At 60.3% G+C, this 23,566-nt stretch carries 21 protein-coding genes; 16 read left to right on the top strand and 5 right to left on the bottom strand.

Features of this window, described 5'->3' with window-relative positions:
• Positions 1-253: 253 nt before the first annotated feature.
• The gene (gene waaF, locus VGI36_04900) at positions 254-1,303 is read right to left on the bottom strand and encodes a lipopolysaccharide heptosyltransferase II (protein ID HEY2484461.1); all 1,050 of its coding nucleotides are present in this window, start codon (positions 1,301-1,303) and stop codon (positions 254-256) included.
• A gap of 384 nt (positions 1,304-1,687) precedes the next feature.
• Between waaF and VGI36_04895 the strand changes: the two genes are divergently transcribed.
• From VGI36_04895 to VGI36_04880, 4 genes are all read left to right on the top strand, one after another.
• Positions 1,688-2,899 (top strand): LptF/LptG family permease, encoded by a 1,212-nt coding sequence (locus VGI36_04895; protein HEY2484460.1) that lies wholly within the window; start codon positions 1,688-1,690, stop codon positions 2,897-2,899.
• 8 nt (positions 2,900-2,907) lie between these two features.
• Positions 2,908-4,011, top strand: coding sequence for an LptF/LptG family permease (locus VGI36_04890; GenBank protein HEY2484459.1), 1,104 nt, complete (start codon positions 2,908-2,910; stop codon positions 4,009-4,011).
• A 6-nt stretch (positions 4,012-4,017) separates the two neighbouring features.
• Positions 4,018-4,926: a Kdo hydroxylase family protein gene (locus VGI36_04885; GenBank protein ID HEY2484458.1), complete on the top strand. Its 909-nt coding sequence runs from the start codon at positions 4,018-4,020 to the stop codon at positions 4,924-4,926.
• A gap of 196 nt (positions 4,927-5,122) precedes the next feature.
• Positions 5,123-7,018: an ABC transporter ATP-binding protein gene (locus VGI36_04880; protein ID HEY2484457.1), complete on the top strand. Its 1,896-nt coding sequence runs from the start codon at positions 5,123-5,125 to the stop codon at positions 7,016-7,018.
• 29 nt (positions 7,019-7,047) lie between these two features.
• On the opposite strand, the gene VGI36_04875 is transcribed toward VGI36_04880, so the two are convergent.
• Entirely contained in the window at positions 7,048-8,187 is a 1,140-nt protein-coding gene (locus tag VGI36_04875; protein ID HEY2484456.1) for a glycosyltransferase family 9 protein, read from the bottom strand.
• Between the two features lie 150 nt (positions 8,188-8,337).
• On the opposite strand from VGI36_04875, the gene VGI36_04870 reads away from it, so the two are divergent.
• The 5 genes from VGI36_04870 (at position 8,338) to VGI36_04850 (ending at position 15,103) form a co-directional block, all read left to right on the top strand.
• Positions 8,338-9,012: a 2OG-Fe(II) oxygenase gene (locus VGI36_04870; GenBank protein ID HEY2484455.1), complete on the top strand. Its 675-nt coding sequence runs from the start codon at positions 8,338-8,340 to the stop codon at positions 9,010-9,012.
• Between the two features lie 232 nt (positions 9,013-9,244).
• Positions 9,245-10,018, top strand: a complete 774-nt coding sequence (locus VGI36_04865; protein HEY2484454.1) for an RNA methyltransferase — start codon at positions 9,245-9,247, stop codon at positions 10,016-10,018.
• 72 nt (positions 10,019-10,090) lie between these two features.
• A complete protein-coding gene (locus tag VGI36_04860; GenBank protein ID HEY2484453.1) occupies positions 10,091-11,737 on the top strand; it encodes a DUF1800 domain-containing protein in 1,647 nt (548 codons plus the stop codon).
• Positions 11,738-11,753: 16 nt separating this feature from the next.
• Complete coding sequence (locus VGI36_04855) at positions 11,754-13,064, top strand: DUF1501 domain-containing protein (GenBank protein ID HEY2484452.1); 1,311 nt, start codon at positions 11,754-11,756, stop codon at positions 13,062-13,064.
• A 410-nt stretch (positions 13,065-13,474) separates the two neighbouring features.
• Positions 13,475-15,103 (top strand): D-aminoacylase, encoded by a 1,629-nt coding sequence (locus VGI36_04850; GenBank protein ID HEY2484451.1) that lies wholly within the window; start codon positions 13,475-13,477, stop codon positions 15,101-15,103.
• A 69-nt stretch (positions 15,104-15,172) separates the two neighbouring features.
• Here VGI36_04850 and VGI36_04845 read toward each other — a convergent pair whose 3' ends face one another.
• Complete coding sequence (locus VGI36_04845) at positions 15,173-15,982, bottom strand: HEAT repeat domain-containing protein (GenBank protein HEY2484450.1); 810 nt, start codon at positions 15,980-15,982, stop codon at positions 15,173-15,175.
• A gap of 75 nt (positions 15,983-16,057) precedes the next feature.
• Here VGI36_04845 and VGI36_04840 point away from each other — a divergent pair, with 75 nt between their 5' ends.
• The 6 genes from VGI36_04840 to VGI36_04815 all read left to right on the top strand — a co-directional run bounded on the left by VGI36_04840 (position 16,058) and on the right by VGI36_04815 (position 20,509).
• Complete coding sequence (locus VGI36_04840) at positions 16,058-16,978, top strand: DUF3108 domain-containing protein (protein ID HEY2484449.1); 921 nt, start codon at positions 16,058-16,060, stop codon at positions 16,976-16,978.
• A 71-nt stretch (positions 16,979-17,049) separates the two neighbouring features.
• Entirely contained in the window at positions 17,050-17,649 is a 600-nt protein-coding gene (locus VGI36_04835; GenBank protein HEY2484448.1) for a 2-hydroxychromene-2-carboxylate isomerase, read from the top strand.
• A gap of 33 nt (positions 17,650-17,682) precedes the next feature.
• On the top strand, positions 17,683-18,288 hold the full coding sequence (thpR, locus tag VGI36_04830; protein ID HEY2484447.1) for an RNA 2',3'-cyclic phosphodiesterase: 606 nt from the start codon (positions 17,683-17,685) through the stop codon (positions 18,286-18,288).
• Positions 18,289-18,489: 201 nt separating this feature from the next.
• On the top strand, positions 18,490-18,759 hold the full coding sequence (locus VGI36_04825) for a hypothetical protein (GenBank protein HEY2484446.1): 270 nt from the start codon (positions 18,490-18,492) through the stop codon (positions 18,757-18,759).
• Between the two features lie 8 nt (positions 18,760-18,767).
• A complete protein-coding gene (locus tag VGI36_04820; protein HEY2484445.1) occupies positions 18,768-19,415 on the top strand; it encodes a hypothetical protein in 648 nt (215 codons plus the stop codon).
• Positions 19,416-19,504: 89 nt separating this feature from the next.
• Complete coding sequence (locus tag VGI36_04815) at positions 19,505-20,509, top strand: aspartate-semialdehyde dehydrogenase (GenBank protein ID HEY2484444.1); 1,005 nt, start codon at positions 19,505-19,507, stop codon at positions 20,507-20,509.
• 188 nt (positions 20,510-20,697) lie between these two features.
• On the opposite strand, the gene VGI36_04810 is transcribed toward VGI36_04815, so the two are convergent.
• Positions 20,698-22,572, bottom strand: coding sequence for a kelch repeat-containing protein (locus tag VGI36_04810; GenBank protein ID HEY2484443.1), 1,875 nt, complete (start codon positions 22,570-22,572; stop codon positions 20,698-20,700).
• A 16-nt stretch (positions 22,573-22,588) separates the two neighbouring features.
• Here VGI36_04810 and VGI36_04805 point away from each other — a divergent pair, with 16 nt between their 5' ends.
• Positions 22,589-22,885 (top strand): hypothetical protein, encoded by a 297-nt coding sequence (locus VGI36_04805; GenBank protein ID HEY2484442.1) that lies wholly within the window; start codon positions 22,589-22,591, stop codon positions 22,883-22,885.
• A gap of 192 nt (positions 22,886-23,077) precedes the next feature.
• Here the strand turns inward: VGI36_04805 and VGI36_04800 are convergent.
• Positions 23,078-23,566: hypothetical protein (locus VGI36_04800; protein ID HEY2484441.1), on the bottom strand; the 489-nt coding region annotated here is incomplete at its 5' end.

Raw genomic sequence — 23,566 nt, 5'->3', positions numbered from 1 at the left:
AATTTCGGCTGCACACAGGTACCGTATTCGCGGTCTCGGCATATTCCCGTACTGTTACGATTTCGTCGCAGTCGCCGCCGGAATTTGGATCGCGGCCTCATTGTATCGTGATCCGGTGATAGAGTGGGGGGGCGTATCGTATGAATAGCACCGACCCTTCGCGACACACTGTGCGAGCTCTCTGGCAGCAAGGATTGCGCGATACTGGCTGGTCCGATGCCCAAACTACCCCAAGGTAAACAACCACCTCTTGTCACCAGCCCGCCAGTGAGCGGAGTGCCTGTACGGGCCTCGCCGGAACAATTTGAGTCAGGCAATTCTGGTGACCGAACGGACAAGTGGTCTTGAAGCAGGGACTGCATTCAAGCCGCTCCCACAAGAAGGTCGCCTTTGGACCCATGGCACCCGTCCGACCAGGATCGGTAGGTCCGAAAATTCCTACAGTGGGCCGACCCAGTGCGGCCGCTACATGCATTGGGCCGGAATCGTTCCCTATAAACCCGTCGCAGAGCGCTAGCAGAGCGATAAGCTCCCCTACTTCGGTTTCCGCGGCCGCGATGATCGGGTCGCATCGCGATGCTGCCGCGATCTCTTCGCACAAAGCTCGCTCACTCGACACTCCTACCAGTACGCATTCAGCCTCGTGATTCTCCACCAGATCGGCGACAAGCTGTACGAAGTATGAGGGAGGCCACCTCTTGGAGGGGCCAAACGAGCCGCCCGGCGCAATCGCGATAAGACGCGAACAACTTCGTTTGCGGCGCGCGTCCAACCAGCGACGCATAGATTGCAGGTTTTGTTCCTGCGGCTCAATGGTATTATCTCGAGCTTCCCCGATGGCGCCAATCGTGTTTCGGACCATCGCGAGCCAGTGGTCAACCTGATAGCCGTGAGTAACGTCCGGCGGACGCGGAACACTATGGGTGAGCATCGGGCCGCGCAGATCCCCAAGGTATCCGGCGCGCCGCGGTATGCCGGCCAACATAGCCCACACGGCCAATTCGCGCGTTTTGGGGAAGAAAACGGCCAGATCGAATCTCCCCGCCCGGATCGCACGAACCACGGCCAGATGGTCAGCTATCCCCGACATGCCGGGTCTGACGGAGAAGGAGATAATCTCGTCTATCCATGAGAAACCGTCGAAAAAGCCCGCGAGATTCCGTCTGACCAAAATCGCGATGTGCGCCTCCGGAAATGACCTGCGAATCGCGCGAAGGGCAGGGAGACTGATGACGAGGTCACCTAGCCAGTTCAACACCGCCACCAGGATTTTTTTGGGTGACGGTGAAAGAGGCAACTTCACGTCCACATTCTTGCGAGTTTAACCCGGGCTCACGCCTGGTCGATCCTTCGCACGTAGCATTTTGTCGTGGACGTCTGTGCTCAGCAAGACTGGGTGGACCAGGTGCTGGGTGCGGCGAGGACACCCAATTGCCGGCATCGCCCCCCGACAACCGCACCAGAGTTCAAGGCTAAAATTCCGCGCCACCATGATGTCCGCTCACGCTGCCTCGGCGCCCATGTGCTTTCGGCGAGCAAGCCTCGTTGCGTAAGTCGCCCACTTCCGCCTACAGACTCGAGATGCTATCGATCTGCGGGTCTCAGGTCCGCGTCCTTCTCCCAATCACCGTAACACGGCGCGAACGGTATTTATTTTGCAGGAGCCCTAACTCAACCGTAGCCAGTGATGCTCACAATCCGGAAGGACTTCTACTTTCGCGAGTGGCGGCCGGGGGTCCTCGATCGATACGTGGCGCGCGAGATTGCTATCCCGATCGGGTTGAGCCTGCTGTTGGTCATCTCGATGTTGATCATCGCCCGCCTTCTCGCACTGGTGGGGTTGATCCTCAATCAAGGGGTCTCAGTAGCCACCGTCCTCGCTCTGACTGTCCATATATTGCCGAGCCTGCTGGCAATGAGTTTGCCTATGGCTGTCTTGCTGGGAACCCTGCTCGGCATCGGCCGACTCGGCAGTGATTCGGAGCTGGTGGCTGTTGCCGCCTGCGGCCTTAGCATGCGGCGCGTCGCGGTCCCCGTGATGCTTTTAGCGGCGGTCCTCTACACGCCGGCGATGGTGTTCGCACTGCGGGTGGTTCCCGCCGCCAACGCCAGCGTGCGTCTGGAGCTTCTCGAAGCTGCACGCTCCCGCATGGCAGCGGCACTGCCGGAAAAAATCTTCAACGACGAACTTGACGGTTTGGTCATCTACCTCGATCGAAATGAGCAACTTCCCGACGCTCTGAAGAATGTTTTCATCATCGATCGGCGAGACCCGCGCGCGCCAGTCTGGATTTTTGCCCGTGAAGGGCTGATAGTCCCCAGCCCGCACGAACTGACATTCCTCGTGCACCTGAAGCACGGTTGGATTTTCAGCGAGGACTCAGGAGAAAACTCGCGCCGTGTCGTAAGTTTCGACGAATATGATCTCAAGGCCGAGGCCAGACACCGAGCCCGGTTGCTCGCGGTCACCCCGCTGGAAATGAGCACCAGCGCATTGCGGGGCGCGATCGCTTCCGCGCGAGGCGCAGGGTCGCCGGACATCCTGCTCGAAATCGAGATGGCACGGCGCTGGACCACGCCGTTTGCGATTTTTCCTTTCGCCCTCCTTGGCATAACATTAGGCATGACCTCGATTCGCGGGGGACGTTCTGAAAGGTTTGCCATAGCTTTGGGACTTCTCTTCTTGTACTACCTCTTGATGCAGGCGGCTGATGCGCTGGCGCGTGCGAACGTGTTGGGCAGCTATTTAAGTGCGGCGTTTCCTGATCTCGTGTTTTCCGGCGGCGCTGTCTTGCCGTTTTTTATAAAGGCGTTTGACTTGGACGGTCGGCTGGTCAATTTTTCGCCTCGTCCGAAACATTTTGGGGCGTTGTCATCCAAAGAGCAGTTGGACTCTTGATTTCGCGCATGGCCCTTTCGCTTCGATTCCGCCTGCTCTTCGAGGCAATAGCCGCGCCGCTTTTGGTTTGCGTATCGGGGTTCATTCTGATCTTCCTTCTCGGAGATACCGCAGACCGCCTGTATTTGATCACTTCCAGTGATGCCATTGGCCCGGGACTCAGGTATCTGGTGCTCCGAATCCCCGGAAACCTGACAAAGCTGCTCCCGGTCGCAACGATAGTCGGGGTGATGTTCGGCTTCGCAAGGATGAACCGGGCGGGCGAAATTGTGGCTTGGATGGCATCGGGTGTGAGCCGCGTACAAATGGCCTTACCCGTACTCGTCCTCGCAGGTCTCGTTGCAACATGCGACTTCACGATCTCCGAAACGGTAGCGCCTATCTGCAATCGCCGCGCACAAGCCATCATAATAGTCGAGCTTCACAAAGAAGGACCGACTACCGGTCATCCCGCCTGGATTCGTAGCGGCAACTCTTTCATTCTCGCAAACGGCTACGATCGCTACCGCCATGAGCTTCACGGCGTCAAAATCTTCAGCCTTTCAAAAGAGACGAATCTGAGTGCTATAACCCAGGCTCCGCTTGCGCGGTGGAACGGGCAAGAGTGGAAACTCTCAAACCCTTGGTCGTTGCGGGTAAAGGGTCGAGAGGTCGAAAACGGTGCGCAGCCCCCTCCGCTCGAAATTTCTCCAACCGACCTCGACCTGCCGATGATTGCCTATACGGGTGACCTGAGTTTTTCTGAATGGAACCACCTCAATGACCTGAGTGTGTCGGAGCTGAATAGATCTATCTCAGGGCTTGAGCGGATGGGCCAGAATCCTCGCGAATACCGCAATCTCCGCGACCTCAAGTACTCCTTGCCATTCTCGAGCCTGATTCTTGCGGCAATCGGCTTCTGTCTGAGCCTTGAGCCGGTTCCCCGCTCAGGTGGACCAGGGCGGAGCTTTGTGCTCGCTCTCGCGATGGGGTTAGGGTACTGGCTGATGCTCGCGATCACGATGGCGTTCGCCAAATCCGGGTTGTTGCCGCCTTGGGCGGGTGCATGGCTGCCGAACCTGGCATTCGCTTCCATCGCGACGGCGCTGTTCCTGATGGGAGAAGAAAAATAGCCCCCCATGTCTGCGATCAACCTGGCGCAGTTCGACCCTATTCGCACCACCGAAGGCGGCATCGATCCGTTTGAAATCTGTGAGCGACTCGAGCGCGGCCACATCGTTTGGTTTGCGGATGCCGAATTTCTCCTTGCGGAAATCGACCGCGACATTCTCATGAACCTTCCCGTCTCGTGCCTCGACAGAAAAAACCTCAGCTTTTCGTCGCAGTCGGGCACGGTGCGCGGCATTCGCGGCAGGCAGCATCAGTTGGCCGCGGAAGAGCAAATGAGGCGCTATAGTTCGAAGGCCATCGAATTCTGCGGCCGGATACTGAAACCTTACCGTGACTCCTGGCGCATCGATCTGACAAGTTTCAGACCCCTCGAAGAGCGCGCAAGAGTGCTTCCTCACAAGCAGCGCAACGACCTGCTTCATATCGATGCCTACCCCAAACGCCCAATGCGTGGGGCGCGGATTTTGCGATTCTTCACGAACCTTAACCCCTCAGAAGACCGGGTCTGGCTGACGGGCGATCCCTTTCACGTCCTGGCCGAGCAGGCTTGGTTTCAGGACGTGGTACGAGCGACGGTGCGAACATCGCGCGCGTGGTGGCGCAGCTGGCTTCAAGAGGGGTTGCATCGCGTTGGGATCCCGTTTCCAAACCGCAGTACCTATGATCGCGCTATGCTCAGGATACACGACCGGATGAAGAACGACTCCGGCTTTAGGGAAAAGTGTCGTGCGGTGGTACGCCGGTTTGCCCCGGGTTCAAGTTGGGCGGTATTCACCGATGCCGTACCGCATGCCGTGCTTGAGGGAAGGTTCGCTCTGGAGCAGTCTTTGGTCATTCCGCCCAAGGCACTTCTCTTACCGGAGGTTGCCCCAGCCATGGTAATGGAGCGCCTTGTCGGCGCAGCGACGACCGAATAGCGAGTGAATTATGCCACGATCTGCGCCCCGGTTAGGACCCTCATTGCCGCTCTCGTCTTGGCGAACTGCGGCCGATTCGGGACGTTGGCTGCTCGCGGAGCTTAAAACAACTCCGGCGCTTTCTTCATTTGGGCCTGTTCACTAATCGTAAAATTTCCGAGTATCAGGAAAACCATGGATATGAGTGTTTTCTTCCGTGGATTTCGACCGTGCGACCGCCTATGGACACAAGCTATTGAACACCGTTCCTCAGTTGCGCAAGTTCTTCGCCGCGCTCTTGACCCCCGCGGGTAAGAGAATGGAAAACCACGGCCCGAGCTTCGAGGACCCTCCAGTCGGGCGGACGCTCGAGCAGATGCTGAGAGAATGCCTATTTTTCCCCGGACATTTGCTGACCATCGCGATTGCCCTGGCGTGTGTGGGAGGCGCCCGAGTCTACCTCATCTGGCTTGCCAAATCGTGGGCTGATGGACCGTTAAGGACCGGTGATCACCATGCGCTAATGGCTCTGATCGCTCGGGGAAGCGCAACGATGCTTTCGCTGATGATCGGGCTTTTTTCCTCGCGCTATCTGCTGAAGAGCTTTGAACAGCGCTTCGTTCAGAATCTTCGCGATCGAGCTCAGCACCGCCTGCTGCAAATCGAGCTTTCTGCCGCCAGGCGCTTCCGGGTCGGAGAATTGGTTTCACGGTTGTCAAACGACACCGGGGTGCTGGGCCAGTTCATGCACGAGATTCTGCAGAAATGTGTCGGCGAAAGCATCGTCCTTATTGGGGATCTCGTGCTCCTGTTCCGATTGGACTGGCGACTTGCGCCGATCCTGGCCCTGGCTGGTCCGTTAGTCGGAGTCGTCTTGTCTTATTTTGGAAGGTTTGCACGCCGACGCAGCGCGCAAGCGCGGCGAGAATTGGGATTGCTTAGCGCGCTGGCCACGGAACAGCTGCGTGGCATCACCACCATCAAGGGCTTTCAATCTGAAGCGCTGGAGCGGGATCGCTTCGCGGCGAAAAGCCTCCAGTACCGTGAGCAAGTCTTGGGTAGCGAGTTCTGGCTTGCGCTCATGGAAACTGCGGCCCTTGTAGTCGCGAGTGCGGCACTGCTCGCCGTGGCCTGGTTCGGCACCGCCCAGGTTGTTTCGGGACGAAAGACCATCGGCTCATTGATACTTTTCTGCCTCTGTGGTGTTCAGGCGATGGAATCGTTGAGGCGAATGTCTGAGGTTCAGGGCTTGCTTCAACACGCACTCGCCGCGGCAGCCCGAGTCTTTGAAATCATCGATCTCCCCGGCCTCGAGCAAAAGGGCACCATGCCGTTGCCCAACGAAGTGCTTGGGGCGATACGTTTCGAAGGGGTCCGATTCGCATACCCGAATGGAGCGGACGTTCTCTGCGATCTCAATCTTTCGATCGCACCGCGCCAGACTATAGCGATCGTCGCCGCCAGCGGAGGAGGAAAAAGTACGATAGCGAACCTGCTGATGCGGTTTATCGAACCAACCGCCGGCCGTATTCTTTTCGACGGAGTCGAGCTCGCCCACGCGAAGCTGTCCCACGTGCGCCGCAAGATTTGCCTCGTAGAGCAAGAACCGTTCGTGTTCAGCGGATCGCTGCTTGAAAACCTCACCTACCCGAGTAGCCTGGTTCCCCGCAACAAAATCGAGGAAGCTGTTGCGCTTGCTGGACTCGATCAATTTGTTGCGTCACTCCCGGGTGGGCTCGAAAGCCATCTTGAAGAAAGCGGCAGCAACGTATCGGGTGGTCAGTATCAGAGAATTGCTCTCGCCCGCGCGATTTTAAGCGACCCAGCGGTATTGATCCTGGATGAGGCTACCAGCGCTCTCGACAGCGAGACCGAGCATTCAATTTTCATCCGCATGCAGTCGTGGCTTGCCAGGCGCACGGTTCTGGTCATGAGCCATCGGTTCGCAACGTTGAGCCGCTTTCAGCGCGTCGTGGTTTTGAATGACGGCCGAGTCGTAGGCGTCGATTCTCCGACGGAGCTGCTTCGTTCGTGCGCTGTTTTCAGGCGACTGTTCGCTGAGCAGATTTCGCCTTTGGAGAACACGCAAAAGGGCCTGCCTGCGGCGTCCTGAACTGCGCCGAAGTACGCCGGAGAGAAGAATCAGGCAGCTTCAAGGCGTTTCACCAATTCCGCATAAACCTCGTCTGGACTGATCCGGCGCATGCACTCGGTGGTTCCGAACCGGCATACCGTTTGGCGGCAAGGCCTACAGGGAAGGTCGGCTTTTGCCAACAGAAGCAGAGCGCTACCGCGGCCCAGCGGAGCCAATCTAACAGGAGAAGTTGATCCAAACAGGCCGATTGAATTTGCGCAGCCAGCAGCTGTAGCAACGTGAAGCGGAGCGGTGTCGGCCGCTATCGTTACTGATATCATCGGAAATAGGGTGTACAGATCTCTGATAGAAGTGAGCCCGGCCAGATTGATAACGCGCCCGCTACTCATCTCTCCCAGGGAAGCGATCAACTCCTCCCCGAGAGTCCTTTCCTTCGAGGTTCCGATCACCGCGACGTTGGCGCGGGTTTCGGCCAATATCCGTCGGGCAAGGTGGCGCCAGTGTTCGAGCGGCCAGCGCTTGCTCGGCCATTGAGTGAAGGGCGCTAGCGCAACCACCTTCGATGCCTGCCGAAAATCCCGCAACATTGCGGACGCCTTTTTCACTTCCGCGCAGTCCGAAGGGGGGAGTTCAAGGAAAATAGGCTCAGTCTGACACCCTATAGCCTTCAACAGCTCCAGCATGTGACTCACATGATGCCGCTTCGGGCTGAAATACTCGCCGCGGGTTACGTACCTCTCCGTGTAAAAGAGGCCGCTCCATTCGCGTCCGTGGGCGAACCCGATCCGGCGTGGGATTCGCGCGGCGTAAGGAACGACCGCCGACTTCAGGCGCCCTTGCGCATCGACCGCGACTTCGTATTGCTGGGCGCGAATTTCCCCGATAAAGCCCTTTATTTCACGAGTGACATCGAACCAGTCGGTAGGGTTCAAAAGGGCTTTTCCCCAGCGGTTGCGGTCGCATCGATGGATGTAATCGATGTGGGGATGTCCTTCTATGGCACTCGCCAGTTCCGTGTCTATGGCCCATCCTATCTTGGCCTCAGGATGGTTACGGCGAATCGCGGTTGGCAGGGGCAGCGTTTGAATGACATCGCCGAGCGAACTCAGCCGTACGATCAGTATCTTTCGAGGCGGATCGGCTGGAGCATCGAGTACCGTGTGGGCAGGTGAGCGCGCCTGAATCACCGCGAGAACTCAAACAGAGTAGATTCTCACTGTCAACGCGCGGTGCCGGAGGCTTGCCAAACTGGGTGAAAGTGGTATTGGCCGCGGTAAGAAATTCCGGCTACAACCGGTAGGCGGCTGGGCGGCTTCGCTTCTCGGGACGCAACGACAATGTTCAAGGTATTGGACGAAAAAGTTCTGTGCGGCGCCCAAGCCGGTCACGAACCGTACGACCATCTCTTCTGTGAGAACGTGGTGGCATCCGGCTGCCGGGAGCCCCTACTGCGGGACTTGCCTCAAATCTCTGGAACCGGAAGCCATCCGCTTGACCGCCTCAAATTCGGAAGCAGATTCCTGGATTTGCTGGATGATCTGCTCGGTCCCGCGTTTCGTCAACTGATGGAAGAGAAATTCGCTCTCGATCTGATTTCCTGCAGTACGGTTGCCTCCGTTCGAGGATGGTCGGGCGAGGCTGATGGAAACATCCATACTGACATCAGGCGCAAAGTACTGACTCTTCTGTTGTATCTGACCCCGCACTGGGCATCACCGGACGGCTCTCTTAGACTGCTCCGTTCGCCGCGAATGGACGACTACGCGTTGGAGATTCAGCCGTTATTCGGCAATCTGCTCGTATTTCGCCGCAGCGAATCTTCGTGGCACGGCCATACGCGGTATTATGGCGAACGGGTCGTGTTGCAAATCAACTGGATGAAGCCCCGCAGCCGTATGGAATTGGTCCGGGAAAAATTGGCGGGACTCGTGAAAATTCCGTGGACATACTTCCTTGAGCCTTCTCTGAAACGCGGACGATCGGGCTCACCGCGGGTGTCAATCGGGCGATAATCGAACCTCACTGTGCCGAGGGATTCCGGCGCGCCATTCCAAGGGCTTCATCTAGCCGAGGCGCCCGCCGGAAGTAAAGGAAGCTTTACGGGATCTCGCAAATACTCCGGGCTGATTGTCTCGGAGCGCGACGAAGGCCTCATGGTCGATGAATCCCCGGCGCGTGTTATCTTCGTCTAGCGTGGGAAATATACCGCAGGGTGGCTAAGCGGCCATCCTGAGTTCGCGTGCCATGAGTCTCGCTCGCCAAATCGCGTTCGTTCTCTGCCGCCCCATGCAATCGGGTAATATCGGGTCGGTCGCGCGCGCCCTCAGGAACATGGGGTTCACGGACCTGCGCCTGGTGGCGCCGGTGGCGTCGTCGCGGAACCGAGCCGCCACCTCGATGGCGGTGCACGGCGGCGACGTACTGACGGCCTCGACGATCCATCTCGACCTCGCCGCGGCTCTTGCGGATCGCACTCTGACAGTCGGCACGACCTGCCGCCCGGGATTGTATCGCAGCGGCGTCGTGTCGCTGCGCAGCGCGGCGTCCGAGTTGGTAAGCGCGGCGGCGGTCAATCGGGTCGCGATCGTCTTCGGACCGGAAGACCACGGGCTGAGCAACGACGAATTGAAAGCCTGCCAACGACTGGTCACCATCCCGACGGCGGATGACTATCGGTCGCTAAACCTTGCGCAAGCGGTGATGCTGGTTGCGTATGAATTGCGGATGGCTGCGACCGCCGGACTCGCGAAACCACCGCTCGCGCCGCAGCGTGCTGCGGCGCGCGACGTTGAAGCGATGCTCGCCCGGATGGCCGACGCGCTGGTGGAGATCGGGTTTCTCCCCGCCGACAATCCCGATCACATCATGTTCGCGCTGCGGGAAATCTTCGGGCGCAGCGGCCTGACCCCGCGCGAACTCGACATCCTCAATGGAATCGCCCGCCAAGTCAAATGGACCGCCGGCGAAGGCGCTGCCACGCTGGCAAAAAAACGCGCCAGCGGGAGAAAGCTGCGCTAAGCGATTGTCGGTGGCCGCGGGCGCGTATCCACTTTGGTTTGCCCTCGTACTTAGTGGTTGGAGACTCTGAGCGTGCGCGAGGTCGGTGATCTTCCCGAGCAGTACCGCGCGGTTCATGCGCTGAACCGGCTTGGGTTCGGACCGCGTCCCGGAGATGTCACTCGACTTAATGCCAAAGGCATCGATCGGTACATCCAGGAGCAGCTGCATCCCGAGTCGCTACCAATCGCGGAGAGCCTGGTAAGCCAGGTCGCCTCCTATCGGACTCTGCACATGACTCCGATCGCGCTATTTCGCGAGTTTCAACTCCCGGTCATGCAAGCCCGTCGCGAAAACCGAGGCGCGGACCCGGCAACCCTCAAAACCGCGGTCAAGGACGAGCGGGTTCGCGCGCGGATCGTGATGCGCGAAGCGGTCGAAGCACGCCTGGCCCGCGCAATCGGAGGCCCTCGCCAGCTGCAGGAGGTGATGACCGCCTTCTGGTTCAACCATTTCAACGTGTTCGCCGCGAAGGGTCTCGACAATATCTGGACCGGCGCCTTCGAGGAAACCGCGATTCGTCCTCACACCTTGGGCAAATTCCGCGCACTGCTCGGCGCGACCGCCAAGCATCCCGCGATGCTTTTCTATCTCGACAACTGGCAGAACAGCGCGCCGCTCGGCGCGGGCTCCAAAGGGAAGTTCGAAGGCATCAACGAAAATTATGCGCGCGAGTTGATGGAACTCCACACGATGGGAGTGAATGGCGGCTACGCGCAGCGGGACGTTATAGCGCTCGCGCATATCCTGACCGGCTGGGGCCTCCCCAAGGGCCGCGGCCAACAGTCCGGACAAGGCGGGCGGCCGCTTAGGCAGGAGCACTTCCCGTCGTTTCAGCGACTTCCGCATCCGCGATGGTCCAACCCCGACCGCCGGATGGCGGTTGACCCAAGCGGCTTCTACTTCGAGGCAAGCCGCCACGACTTTGGCCCCAAAATCTTTCTGGGCAACCGCATCGCCGGCTCCGGAATCCAGGAAGGTGAGGAAGCGCTCGATATCCTGGCGCGCCACCCGGCTACCGCGCAGCACCTGAGCTATCAACTCGCGCAGTACTTCGTGGCAGACGACCCTCCTAAACCGCTCGTGGAGCGTATAGCGCTTCGGTATCTGGAGACGGACGGGGACATTCGCGACGTTTTGGCAGCAATTTTCGCATCCCCGGAATTCTGGGATCGCCGATACTACGCCGCGAAATTCAAAAGCCCTTATGAGTACGTGGTGTCGAGCGTCCGCGCGGCTGATGTCACGGTCAGCAACTATCGGCCGCTGTATGGAACCATGCAGCTGCTGGGCATGCCGCTTTACGGTTGCCAGACGCCGAACGGGTACTCGAACACCCGCGACGCGTGGCTCAATCCGGACGCGATGATGACGCGGCTCAGCTTTGCGACCGCGTTCGGGTCGGGAAACCTGCCGCTCGATCGACCCGCGTTCGAGGAAGATGAATCTGGCCAGGGCGCATCCGCGCGCTCGGTCGTTTCGCGAAACAGCGCGGTGGGTCGCGTCAAAATCACTTACCAACCAGAGAAACCCAGCCGGATGGCGGCGCCGGATGCGACCATGCTCGTGCAGGCGTTGGGTGGTTCCTTTTCGGCGTCGACCCGCGCGGCTATCGAGGCAGCGCCGCCTCCGCTGCACGCGGCGCTGGTCCTCGGGAGCCCCGAATTCATGATGCGATAAGGTGAGGCTTCCAGGCATGAACCCGATCGATGAAAATCTCCTGGGTATCCGCTCGGATGGCGTTTCTGGCGCCCGCACTTACCAGAGCAGGGTCACGCGCCGGGAATTTATGCGTGGCGCGGCGATCCTATCGGCGGCCGGCATCGTGCTGTTGAGCCCGCATGCGTGGGCAGCAGGCGCGAGCGCCGATCGCAAAGGCCGGCTGGTCGTGGTCTTTCTTCGTGGCGCGGTCGATGGACTCAACGTGGTGGTGCCTCACGCCGAGCCCGCCTACTACGATGCGCGTCCGACCATCGCAATCGGAAGACTCAACGCCGAGGGCGGAGTACGCGACCTCGATGGGTTTTTCGGATTGCATCCGGCGCTCGCCCCGATGATGCCGCGGTGGAACGAACGGACTCTCGCTTTCGTGCACGCGTGCGGCTCGACCGATCCAACGCGTTCGCATTTCGATGCGCAGGACTACATGGAGAGTGGCACCCCAGGCATCAAGAGCACGCACGACGGATGGCTGAATCGGGTACTCGCGCAGCTTCCCGGAGGACACGCTCCCACCGAGGCCCTCAGTCTTGGACCGACTCTGCCGCGTATCCTGAGCGGCAAACTGCCGGTCGCCAACCTGCCGCTCGGACGCGCCGCCGCGCGTCCCTTGCCGCTGGACCGACCAATGGTCGAGACGGCATTTGACCGATTGTACGGCGGCGCGGACGCACTGAGCGTCGCCTACCGGGAAGGCCGCGCATCGCGCGCGAAGCTGATGACGGATTTGCAGCGCGATATGGCCGAGGCAGATGCTGGAGCCCCTTCGCCGCAGGGATTCGCTGACGACACCGGCAGGCTGGCTCGTCTCATCCGCCGCGATCCTTCGATCCGGCTCGCCTTTCTGGCACTTGGCGGATGGGACACACACGTCAGCCAGGGAGCTGCACAGGGGCAGCTCGCCGCACACCTCGCGCAGCTCGCCGCCGGCTTGTCCGGCTTTGCAACGGCGCTCGGCCCAGAGTATCAGGACACGGTGGTGCTAGTGATTTCGGAGTTCGGCCGCACAGTGAAGGAAAACGGTAACGGCGGAACTGATCACGGACATGGCAACGTGATGTGGGTAATGGGCGGTCCAGTGCGGGGCGGCAAGGTATATGGCAGATGGCCCGGCCTGGCAACGTCCGCTCTTTACCAGGAGCGTGACCTCGCGGTTGCCACTGATTTTCGCCAACCGATTGGGGCCGTTCTCCAGTCGCATCTTGCGCTCTCCGATGCGCAGGTCGCCGAGGTCTTTCCGGGGAAGCCGGCAGCGAGGAGCTGGCCGGAGGCGATCATCAGAAACTGAAAACGGTGGCGACCGCGCCGTGTGGGGCGACGCGGTCGCCTTTTGGGGGAGTTTCGCTGCGCACGTTGCGGGGAGGGGTTCGTGAGCAGCACGGATCCAGCCCCGTCCGAAGGGAGCGCGGGGAGGGCTCGCATTGGCTCCATCCGGACCGCGTCTAACACCTGTTGCGAGCTTACCGTGCTGCAGTCTAGCTTGCGCACCGCCTCGCATCATCAACGCGCGGTTAGCTGCGTATTAAATCGCGCCGACCTATCCACAGAGGCCGTCGTGACTGAGTCGTTAACGCCGAGTGTCCTCTGAAAATTGGTGAGGGGGCCTTTGCCCGAGCGCCGGGGGCTGATTCTCGGGAAAGGACTCCGGGCCTCGCCTCCCCTTTGCGCCGCACCCGTCCAAGACGCGAAGATGCCCGCATGGAATATGAATTGATCGTGCGCGGCGGCACTGTCGTCGACGGCTCCGGGGCGCCGCGCTTTCAGGCCGACATCGGGATCAACGCAGGCCGAATTGCCGAAGTGATCGCCGATAAAGAATCCAAACGGGTCAACGCTCTGCGGGAAATCGACGCGCGCGGCCTCGTCGTCGCGCCAGGGTTCATAGACCTGCACTCCCACTCGGACTGGGTCGCGCCGATTCCGGAACACGCCGCGATTCTCAAGCCTTTCCTGATGCAGGGCGTCACCACCTTCGTCGGCGGGAACTGCGGGTTTTCGGTTGCACCGGTTCGTTCGCAGGCGCGCCACATGCTCGATGAATCGGGTCAGATGCTGTCAGAGGGCAAGTTCGCGTGGAACTGGCAGGAGCTCTCCGAGTTCGGCACGCACCTGAAGCGCCAGGGCATGGCACTCAACATGGCACAGCTCGCGGGCCACGGAAGCATTCGTCTGTGCGTGATGGGCGCGGACGCGGGCGAGCCGTCACCTGAGCAACTTCGCGAGATGCAGGCAATGCTCGAGCGCGCGATGGCCGATGGCGCCGTCGGCCTGTCGACCGGGCTCGGTTACTTTCCCGGCATGATCGCGAAGCCCAAGGAGCTGGCCGCCATGGCTCGGGTTGTCGGCGCCGCGGGCGGGGTGCTGACCTCGCATCTGCGCGCGTACTCGACCCGCTCGCTCTTCTTTGAGAGCGAAGTTCCGCACAATCTGCTCGCCGTGCGCGAGATGGTTGAGGTCGCGCGGGAGGCGCGCGTGCCACTGCAGATTTCGCACCTGATCTTCGTGGGCCGGCGCACCTGGCCCACAGCGACGGACACGCTGGCGGACATCGAACGTGCTGCGAGTGACGGTGTCGACGTCGCTTTCGACACCTTCCCTTACACCTGCGGCAACACGACCATTCGGGTGATTTTCCCCGCGTGGTCGCAACCTCGCCTCGAGGAATTGCTGGACCGCACCGACGGCTGGACGCAGTTGCGCAACGGATTTCAGCCGCTGCGCGCGTTCATCGCGGAAGGCGTGCAGCTGATGTGGGCGGTCAAGCCCGAGTTGGCTCACCTGGAAGGAAAATTCTTCGGCGAAATAGCCGATGTACTGAAGCTCGACCCGGTCGAGGCGTATCTGACGATTGCGCGAGAGAGCGGAACTCGCGCTCGCGTGCTCAATCATTTGTACAGCGGCGATGACCAGGGCAACGAGGAAGCATTGCGCGCGGCGATGAGCCATCGCCTAAACGCTTTCGAGATGGACACCATCCTGACTTCGCGCGGGCATCATAATCCCGCGAGCTTCGGCACCTATCCACGAATCCTGGGCTACTACGTCCGCGAGCTGGGCCTTTTGAGTTTGGAAGATGCCATCTACAAGATGACCGGAATGGCAGCCCAGCGAATGCATCTGAAGGAACGGGGATTGGTGCGTAAGGGTTTCGCTGCGGATCTCTGTATCTTCAATCCTGCAACCATCGGCTGCGCGGCCGACTCCCGGGTACCCGACCAGCACCCGTTGGGAATCCATTACGTGCTGCTCAACGGACGTGCCCTGATTGAAAACGGGAAGTGGTGCGGAGATGGGGTTCTTGCGGGCCAGTGGCTCGCTCGCGGGTAGCAGTTCTGCAGGTGAATGGGTCCTGGAATCCCGCGCGCGGCTCCCTGAACCCGTGGATTTCAGGTCTTCCTACCGAGACATGTTCTGGATCTGCTGATCGACTTGGCGGAGTTTCGCCAGCTTCTGGTCAGTGGGCGTGACGCCGCCGCCGGGCTTCCTCTGCGCAACCTCGGATTCGGCATTCTGCCTCGGCAGCTCTCCGTCGATCTTCTGCAGCGCTTCCTTAGACAGCCGGCGCACCATCGGGCTCGGATCGTCGTCGGTCAACTTGATCAGAACGGGCGTCGCCTTGTCGTTGCCGATTTCGCCAAGCGCGAAGACCGCGGTTCCCCGACCCTGATCGTCGGTCTCCTCCTGCAGGTACTGCATGATCGGAAGGGCGCCCTGCGCATCGCCGATTCGGCCCAGTGCAGCGACCGCGTGCAAGCGCACCGCAGGTTCGGTGGAACGTAAGAAGAGCATCTGCGAGATTGGCTCGACCGCCGAATTGGTCTCACGATAACCGAGCAGGTCGAGGTCTTTCATCTTCACACGAATGTCGGGGTCGGCAAGGTATTCGATCAAAAGCCGATCGGCATCAGGATCCTGGACGTCGCGCAACTTGTTAAGTTCCTGGACGCGCACGTTTGGGTCGGCATCTTTCAAGCCTAGCTTCACATCTTTGACAATCTTGAAAGTAGATTCCTTGTCGGCGCGCGAGGTAATGTCGTCGATGCCCGCCTTGACTTGTCCCTGGTGCATCATCGGGCTGTTGGCGAGCGCGCTACCCAGTCCCTGACCACCGTAACTCTCACCCGATTGCGCACGCGACGTAGCGGGCAGCGCCACGGCGATTGCACAGATTGCCGCCGCGGCGAAAATAAACCGGCTCTTCGACATTTCCCAGCCCTCCGCGATAGGTCAGAATTATTCGCGATCGTGATCTTGATTGCAAGCAAGCGTTGGTCCGGAAGGGTGCACAAAGCACGCAAAATCAAGGTTCTCGTACTATTCGTTTGGCTGACCGCAGCGGTGGTGGTGGGGGCACTTCGCTCTGGCGCGGCCGACTACTCGGGTACACCCGAAAATCGCCCAATTGCTTGGTATGGAAAAATGCGTCGGCGCGAGCCTGCGGCCGCACCGACCCCGCTCACGCTGCCCGCCGATCTGAAAGTGCCCAGCTACACTCCCGGCTTTTTCCCGTTTCACGATGGCGAGCGGCTGGTCTATGAAGCCTCGTGGCTGGGAATTCCGGCGGCGCGTGGATGGTTTGAGCTGCACCGCAACAAGAAGGACCCTTCGCTGTGGAATGTCGAGGCCTGGATCGAGACCAACAAGGTCGTCGACCTGCTGTTCCACATGCGCGATTATATGCGCGAACGGGTGGCGGTCGACTCACTCAAGGCGCAAGACATCTATCAGGTTCAGCGAGAGAACCAACGTGCCAATGAGTACACCATCACCTTCGATGACAAGAGCAATCTGGTTGTCTCGACCAAAAAAAACCACAACGGAACCGAGATCCGTGAATTCATTTCCAGCGATCCGTTTGGGCCTATTTCTGGTGCCATGATGGCGCTTAGTCAGGACCTCGCTCCCGGCCGCCGGCTTCTGTTCGATGTGTTCTCCGGCACCAATCGTTACGTTTTCGACTTCAACGTGGAGAGCAGGGAACGGGTGGTGGTACCGGTTGGTTCCTACGATGCGCTCAAGGTCTCACCGGGCATCGTTTACCTGAGCGACGGGAAGCTTCGCAGGCAGGCCCGCGAAACCACCCTCTGGATTAGCGCCGACAAGGGGCATCTGCCCCTGCGCGTAGAAGCCGCGACCTATGTCGGCACGATCCGCGCCGACCTGGTGCAAATCGACGGGCCGCCGCCGGTACAGGAGGAATAGTTGACCCGAGCCTCGGGGACTGGCCCTCCCGCGGTGCGCTCTTCTATGCTGCGACAGGCGAGGAAACTCAAGTGGGAAAGAAACTGGAATTCTTCTACGATTGCTCGAGCCCCTGGACCTATCTGGCCTTTAGCAAGATCGAAGACGTGGCGCGTCGCCACAACGGCAACCTGCTGTGGAGGCCGTTCCTGGTCGGCGGGGTCTTCAACACGGTCAATCCCAGCGTGTACGAAAGCCGCGCCAACCCGGTAAAACTCAAGGCACGCTACTATTCGAAGGATCTGCAGGACTGGGCGCGCTTCTACGGACTCAAGATCGGCAATCCGTCGGTCTTTCCGGTGAACTCGGTCAAAGCCATGCGCGGCGCGTTCGTCGCCGAAGAGCATGGAAAGATCTCGCCCTACTCGCGGCGGGTTTTTGAAAGCTATTGGGGCGCCGATCGCGACATCAGTCAGGACGAAGTATTGCGCGACATCGTGCGCGAGGTCGGTCTCGACGAAAAGGAATACTTCACGAAGATTGCCTCCGCCGATTACAAGACCAGACTGCGCACCAATACCGAGCAGTTGATCGAGCGCGGTGGTTTCGGCTCACCCTCGATTTTCGTGGACGGCGTGATGTTTTTCGGCAACGACCGCCTGCCCCTGGTCGAGTGGGAGCTGGACAAATAGGCAGCCACGCTCGCGCGCGTGTTCGCGGCTTTCGTGACCCGATTTGAGCAGAGCTTCGCTTCGCTCCCGGCCAAGGTCCGAACCTTTCTCGCGATTCGGGTCGGTGATGAAGTCGAAGCGGCGATCTATCGCTTTATCGAGGAGTTGCGCGCACCCAACGACGGCGTCGCCTGGGCGCGACGCGACAAATTGCATGTGACGTTGAAATTTCTCGGGGCTGCGATTGATTCTGCAAGGCTTGTTCCGCTGGCCGAAGCCGTCGCAGCTGTCGGCAACGCTGCAGCCGTGTTTCAAGTTCGTACCCGCGGCATCGGCGCCTTTCCGAACTTGCGCCGCCCACGCGTGTTGTGGACGGGGCTTGAGTCGCAGGCGCTGATTTGCCTCGCGAGCCAAATCGAAGAGGCCGCGGCGCACCTGGGCTTCAAGCGTGCGGAGCGGCCCTGGGCGCCGCATTTGACCATCGCGCGCATCCGCGACGCGCGCAGGGTCAGAAGCCTGCTTGGGCGATTGCAGGCGGCAAACCAGAGCGAGTTTGGAGAGTCGAGGGTCGGCGAGATTGCCCTGTATCGTAGCCACCTGTCATCGAACGGTTCCACGTACGAACGGCTCGCGAGCTTTCCCCTGAGCGGGAGCGAATGAGCGTCGTCAAATCCCCCGTCCGAGTGAAAGAGCAGCCCCCCTCCTCTCGAACGAGTCGTCGGGGGTGAGAAGCCTCGTCGCCGTAGTCATTGCGCCACGAAATTAAAGAGCAGACCTAGCAGCGTTGGCCGCGATACGCGTTGGCGCGTACGGATTGGATACTGCGCAGCGATGCGAGATAATCGTGGCCAAGCGATCGCAATGGCTGAAATCATCGATTTCGCGGAAGCGCTGGCGGAACGTCGGCGCAGTCGCCCGCCCACTCACGAAGATCTGACGCGGGCGGTCGAAGTTCTCAAGGCAAGTCTGGCCGCAGCCGCACAGGCGCTGGTCGAAGCGCCACCCGCGGAGCAAGCGGAGCTGCTGAGCCGGATCGAGCGTCTGGCCGCGATGGTTCGCTATGGATTGCGCATGCTCGGTCACTCGACCGATCCCGGCCTCGACGAGCCGCGGCGCGGCGAGTCGCGCTGAAACCTTCGATGAGCGATCAGATCGGCCTCAAGATCCTCGGGGTTGAGTCCGCGGCGGAGATTGACGGCGCGCAACACCTGATCATCAACACGACGCGCGGACCGATCCCGATGATTTTTCATCCGGCCGCGGAGCCCGACCGCGCGACGCTCTGTGTCAGCGGCGCGATCGGCGGCGTCGACGGGCCATCCAAGTTGTACCCGCGGCTGGGCCGCGAACTTCCAGGTGCCGGAATCGCGATCGCGCGTATCGACTACCGCGAGCCGAATGAGTTCGGCGAGTGCATGCTCGACGCGTTGGCGGGGCTGTCTTTCTTGCGCGCGATCCATTACGGACGTGCGGCGCTGATAGGTCACTCTTTCGGCGGCGCGGTCGCGATCAATGCCGGTACCTTGGCGCCGATTATCACCACCGTGGTCGCACTTTCGAGTCAACTCGCCGGCGCGCACGTCGTTGCGGATCTTGCACCGCGGCCGTTGCTTTTGGTGCACGGAACCGCGGACACCATCTTGCCTCATGAATCGTCGGAAGCGATCTACGAACGCGCGCGGGAGCCCAAAACCCTGAGGCTCCTGGCTGGCGCAGACCATCGTTTCACCGGCTTTGGCGACGAGTTGTACCAGACCGTGTCTGGTTGGCTGCTCGACCAAGTCTAAACCAAGATCACAAGCTAGACTGACAAGCAGGAGGCCGATACGCTATTCGCGCAGCACTTGGGCAACCGAGCTGCAGGGCAAAACCGGCCATGGCAAGCGGACAAAGAATTGCGGTGGTGGGGGCGACCGGTGCGGTCGGCCAGACCACCCTCAAGCTCTTGTATGAACGCAACTTTCCAGTTCGCGATCTGCGCGCATTCGCCTCCGCACGATCCGCCGGAAAGAAGGTTTCATTCGCGGGCGAATCGATCGCGGTCGAAGCGCTTACCGCGGCTTCGTTCAAGGGAATCGACCTCGCCCTGTTCTCTGCCGGCACCGAGCAAGCGCGCGAGTTCGCCCCGCTCGCGGTCAAGGCCGGCGCGCTGGTAGTCGACAAGTCGAACGCCTTCAGGATGGATCCCGATGTCCCGCTGGTGGTGCCGGAAATCAACGGCGAGGCGGCCAGAACTCACAAAGGAATCGTCTCCTGCCCGAATTGCACAACCATTGTGACCGTGATGCCGCTGAAACCGCTCCACGACGCGGGGCGCCTCAAGCGGGTTGTTGCCACCAGCTTTCAGGCGGTATCGGGAGCGGGGGTCAACGGCGTCGCGGAACTTCGCAAACAGGTCCTCGCCTGGGCGAAGGGCGAAGCGATCGAGCCGGAGTTCTTTCAACATCAAATCGCCTTCAACCTCATTCCGCACATCGACAAATTCCTTGAGAGCGGCTACACCGGCGAGGAAATAAAGCTGGTCAACGAAGTGCGCAAGATCCTGAACGCTCCCGATCTTCTGGTCGCGCCGACTACCGTGCGAGTGCCAGTCTTCACGGCGCACTCGATCTCGATCAACGCCGAGACCGAAACGAAGGTTGGCGCGAACCAGGCGCGTGAGCTGTTCAGTCGCTTCCCCGGGTTGCGGGTGGTCGACGACCCGGCGCTCAAACGCTACCCGATGCCGATCTTCGCCGAGGGCCAGGATGATTGCCTCGTCGGGCGCATCCGCGAAGACATCAGCAATCCTAATGCGTTGAACTTGTGGGTCAGCGGCGATCAGCTCCGCAAGGGAGCCGCGCTAAACGGCATCCAGATAGCCGAGCTACTCACCCGCTAGGTATTTTTCTCTTCCGAATCGAAACCCGAAGCTAAGGCTTGGGCCTTGGTTTTTTCGCCTGCCCCGATTCCGTTTTCTCTCAAAAACCCTAAAGGACTCACCGAACAGGTCTGGACGACCGCTGCTTTTGTGGTTTGAACGTTTCCCTCGCCCATCGCCTAGCCGCATTGGCGAAGCACGAACGCTTCCTACGGCGTGTACAGGTCGGTTGTATTCGTGGTGCCCGAGGATGCGCTTGTGGAAGTGCCGTTGAAACCTCCCGCGATAAGGACTTGACCATTTTGAAGGAGCGTAGCGGTCGCCGACACCCGGCCAACCGACAGCGACACAGTATTTGCGACTGGTGCGAAAGTGTCGCTGTTCGCAAAGTACAGTTCAGTACTACTCAGACTTGCCGCAGCAGTGGCTTGATCGCCACCCGCTATCAGCACTGTATCGCTGGGCGTAAGCGTCGCCGTCATGTCATCCCGTGCCGCATTCATAGAAACCGCGCGTGGAGACTGAAACACATTGCTCACAGCAAGGAACAACTCGGTGCTCTTCAGCGACTGCGGGCTGCTATCAGGTGTGACGGTGAACCCTCCGGCAATTAGTACGTTCCCGCTGGGTAACAGAGTTGCGGTTCCATCCTCGCGCCCGCCGTTGGCCATCGCAATGGGATTCGAGAAGGTGTTGTTCTTCAAACTGTAGGCTTCAGCTGTATTATCGGAAGTGCCGTCAGACTCGCCACCTGCGAACAGGGCATCTCCAGTGTAAAGAGTGGTAGCCATCAATTGAGTCCGCGCATGATTCATCGCAGGCCCGCTACTGAAGGTGTTGGTGGAGGGATTGTAGATGTCGGTGCTGCTTAGCGCGTTGGCGCCGCTGCCCGAGTCACCCCCCGCGATCAACACCGTGCCGTTGCTTAGCGCGACCGCAGCTGCATGCTCCCGTGCGCTGGACATGGTCGGTCCTTGGATAAAGGTGTCGGTGGTCGGATCAAAAATGTCTGTCGTCTGCGTGACTGGACTATCTCCAGGCCCGTCCAGCCCACCTGCTATCAGAACCTTGCCGTTGGGCAGGAGCGTCGCGGTAGCAAACTCACGGGACGTGGACAAGTGGCTCGTGAGTGTCGAAAACGTGTTACTAGCGGGATTGTAAAGTACCGCGTCGGCGCGAATTCCCGAGCTCGTGCTGCTGCCACCGGCGACCAGGACCATGCCATTCTGAAGCAGCGTCGCGGTCGCTCCTGCCCGGTCCTGGCCAGTTCCCAGCGTGGGTCCCGCGGCGATCGTGTTGGTGACCGTGGTGGCCTTGATGATGCTCGAATTGATGTTCGCGACGCCCGTGCTCGTCTGCAACGGGGTAACCCCGTTGAGCGTAAGCACGTTGTTGGGACCCCCGAAGACAAACCCCCGGGTGGTTAGTTGCAACCCGTAAAGCCCGGCCAGCGCGTCCTGGAAGCTCGACGTCCCGGCGATCGCGGATAGCGTCCCGCTGCCGCAATACGAAACTGGAGCGCCGAACGCCTTGCCATCAAAGACCCCGTCGGTCAGATCCGTCGCGAGCGACAGCGCCAAACCGCCCGGAGCGCTCGGGCATAACAGCTGATCTTCGTTGATGAGCGCACCCAGGATCAGTCCCAGGTTGCCCGCATCAGTTCCGACCCCGGAGGCGGTATAGTTCGGCGTCAGCGTGTTGGGATTGCTGACCAAGCCGTAGATGGCCTCAACCTTTGCAGTCGCAGTGTTGAGAGCGGTGCTAAAGGGCATGCCCTGCCCAATGTCGGCTATCGTTACCAGATCGATGAACAGGGTCAGCGGATTGAGGTCCACGCTCACGGTTCCTGCGGGTAGCGACGGCAGCAGTACGGTCAGTGGAGTGGGAGTAGTAATAGTCGTGCCATCTTGCTCGCTCACGAACGTGCCCCCCGCGACCTCGATCCTCACCGGGCCCGTAGGGGGCGGAGCTATCGTGATGGTGTAGCCTCCGGAAGCGTTCGTGGTCGCCGTTCCGATGGGTGATCCGCTGTTGGTTCCGTTGGCCGGGTTCACGTTGACCGCTTCGACTGTCGATCCCACCATCGGGCCCTGAAAAACGTTGCCGCTCAGTGACACCGTGGGGGTCGCGGTAGGGGTTGCCGTCGCCGTCGTTGTGGCAGTCGCGGTCGCTGTGACCGTCACGGTGGGAGTAAGAGTCGGGACCACAGTCGGCGTCGGTGTAAGAGTGGGGACCGTGGTCGGCGTCGGCGTAAGAGTCGGGACCACGGTCGGCGTCGGCGTGGGCGTCCTCTTCGCGGTGCACTTCGGACACGGGTCGCATGCCGAGGTCAAGACCAAACTCGCCGCGGCGAGCATGATCGGAACCAGCAAATTCCAAGGCCGCGATGCCATTTAAATTCCTCGATGATTCCCCGCGCCGCAAGCTACCGCAGAAATACCCACGTTGCATTGTGGCAGAGTGTAGATTCAGTTTCCGTCCAAAAGTTAAAAAAACCACAAAGGGATGTCGCACAGGTTCCAGACGGCAGCACGCTGCGGATCTGACATCGCTGCAAGTCAACTGAATCGTGGCACAAACGTTCGTTGCCTAAGGCGTGTAGAGATCGGTGGTATTGGTCGTCCCGCCCGTCCCATCCGAAGGGACTAGTCCACCGGCGATCAGCACCTGACCGTTGGTAAGCAGGGCAGCTGTGGCGAACGCTCGTTCAAACGAGAGCGAGACCGTGTTCGTTGCCGCGAACGTATCGGTACTCGCGGAGTACACCTCGGTGCTTAAGAAGCCCCCGCCGCCAACGGCTGAATCGCCCCCCGCTATGAGAACATTGCCGTTCGGTGCAAGGGTCGCGGTCATATTGGCACGCGCGACATTCATGGTCGTTTTGGTTGTTGTAGAACGCGGAAACTGAAAAGCACCACTGGCAACCAGAAACAACTCTGTGGTGTTAGTCGCCGCTAGCGCGCCGGTCGCGGAGCGAGTAAATCCACCCGCGACGAGCACATTTCCGTCGGGCAGCAGGATCGCGGTTCCCTGCTCCCGCCCGCTGGTCAAGGCCATCGCGATGGGGCTTGAGAAGGC

Source organism: Candidatus Binataceae bacterium, from assembly GCA_036495685.1.
GTDB lineage: Bacteria > Desulfobacterota > Binatia > Binatales > Binataceae > JAFAHS01.
Note: the sequence above shows the minus strand (reverse complement) of the source record. Positions and strands in the feature narration are given on the sequence as shown.

What these genes read in the sequence shown, in the direction of transcription:
- VGI36_04855 (HEY2484452.1), top strand. Translation starts at nt 11,754, where the DNA reads ATGAACCCGATCGATGAAAATCTCCTGGGTATCCGCTCGGATGGCGTT.
- VGI36_04885 (HEY2484458.1), top strand. Translation starts at nt 4,018, where the DNA reads ATGTCTGCGATCAACCTGGCGCAGTTCGACCCTATTCGCACCACCGAA.
- VGI36_04895 (HEY2484460.1), top strand. Translation starts at nt 1,688, where the DNA reads ATGCTCACAATCCGGAAGGACTTCTACTTTCGCGAGTGGCGGCCGGGG.
- VGI36_04870 (HEY2484455.1), top strand. Translation starts at nt 8,338, where the DNA reads ATGTTCAAGGTATTGGACGAAAAAGTTCTGTGCGGCGCCCAAGCCGGT.
- VGI36_04865 (HEY2484454.1), top strand. Translation starts at nt 9,245, where the DNA reads ATGAGTCTCGCTCGCCAAATCGCGTTCGTTCTCTGCCGCCCCATGCAA.
- VGI36_04815 (HEY2484444.1), top strand. Translation starts at nt 19,505, where the DNA reads ATGGCAAGCGGACAAAGAATTGCGGTGGTGGGGGCGACCGGTGCGGTC.
- VGI36_04825 (HEY2484446.1), top strand. Translation starts at nt 18,490, where the DNA reads ATGGCTGAAATCATCGATTTCGCGGAAGCGCTGGCGGAACGTCGGCGC.
- VGI36_04820 (HEY2484445.1), top strand. Translation starts at nt 18,768, where the DNA reads ATGAGCGATCAGATCGGCCTCAAGATCCTCGGGGTTGAGTCCGCGGCG.
- VGI36_04810 (HEY2484443.1), bottom strand. Translation starts at nt 22,572, where the DNA reads ATGGTGGGATCGACAGTCGAAGCGGTCAACGTGAACCCGGCCAACGGA.
- VGI36_04845 (HEY2484450.1), bottom strand. Translation starts at nt 15,982, where the DNA reads ATGTCGAAGAGCCGGTTTATTTTCGCCGCGGCGGCAATCTGTGCAATC.
- VGI36_04850 (HEY2484451.1), top strand. Translation starts at nt 13,475, where the DNA reads ATGGAATATGAATTGATCGTGCGCGGCGGCACTGTCGTCGACGGCTCC.
- VGI36_04890 (HEY2484459.1), top strand. Translation starts at nt 2,908, where the DNA reads ATGGCCCTTTCGCTTCGATTCCGCCTGCTCTTCGAGGCAATAGCCGCG.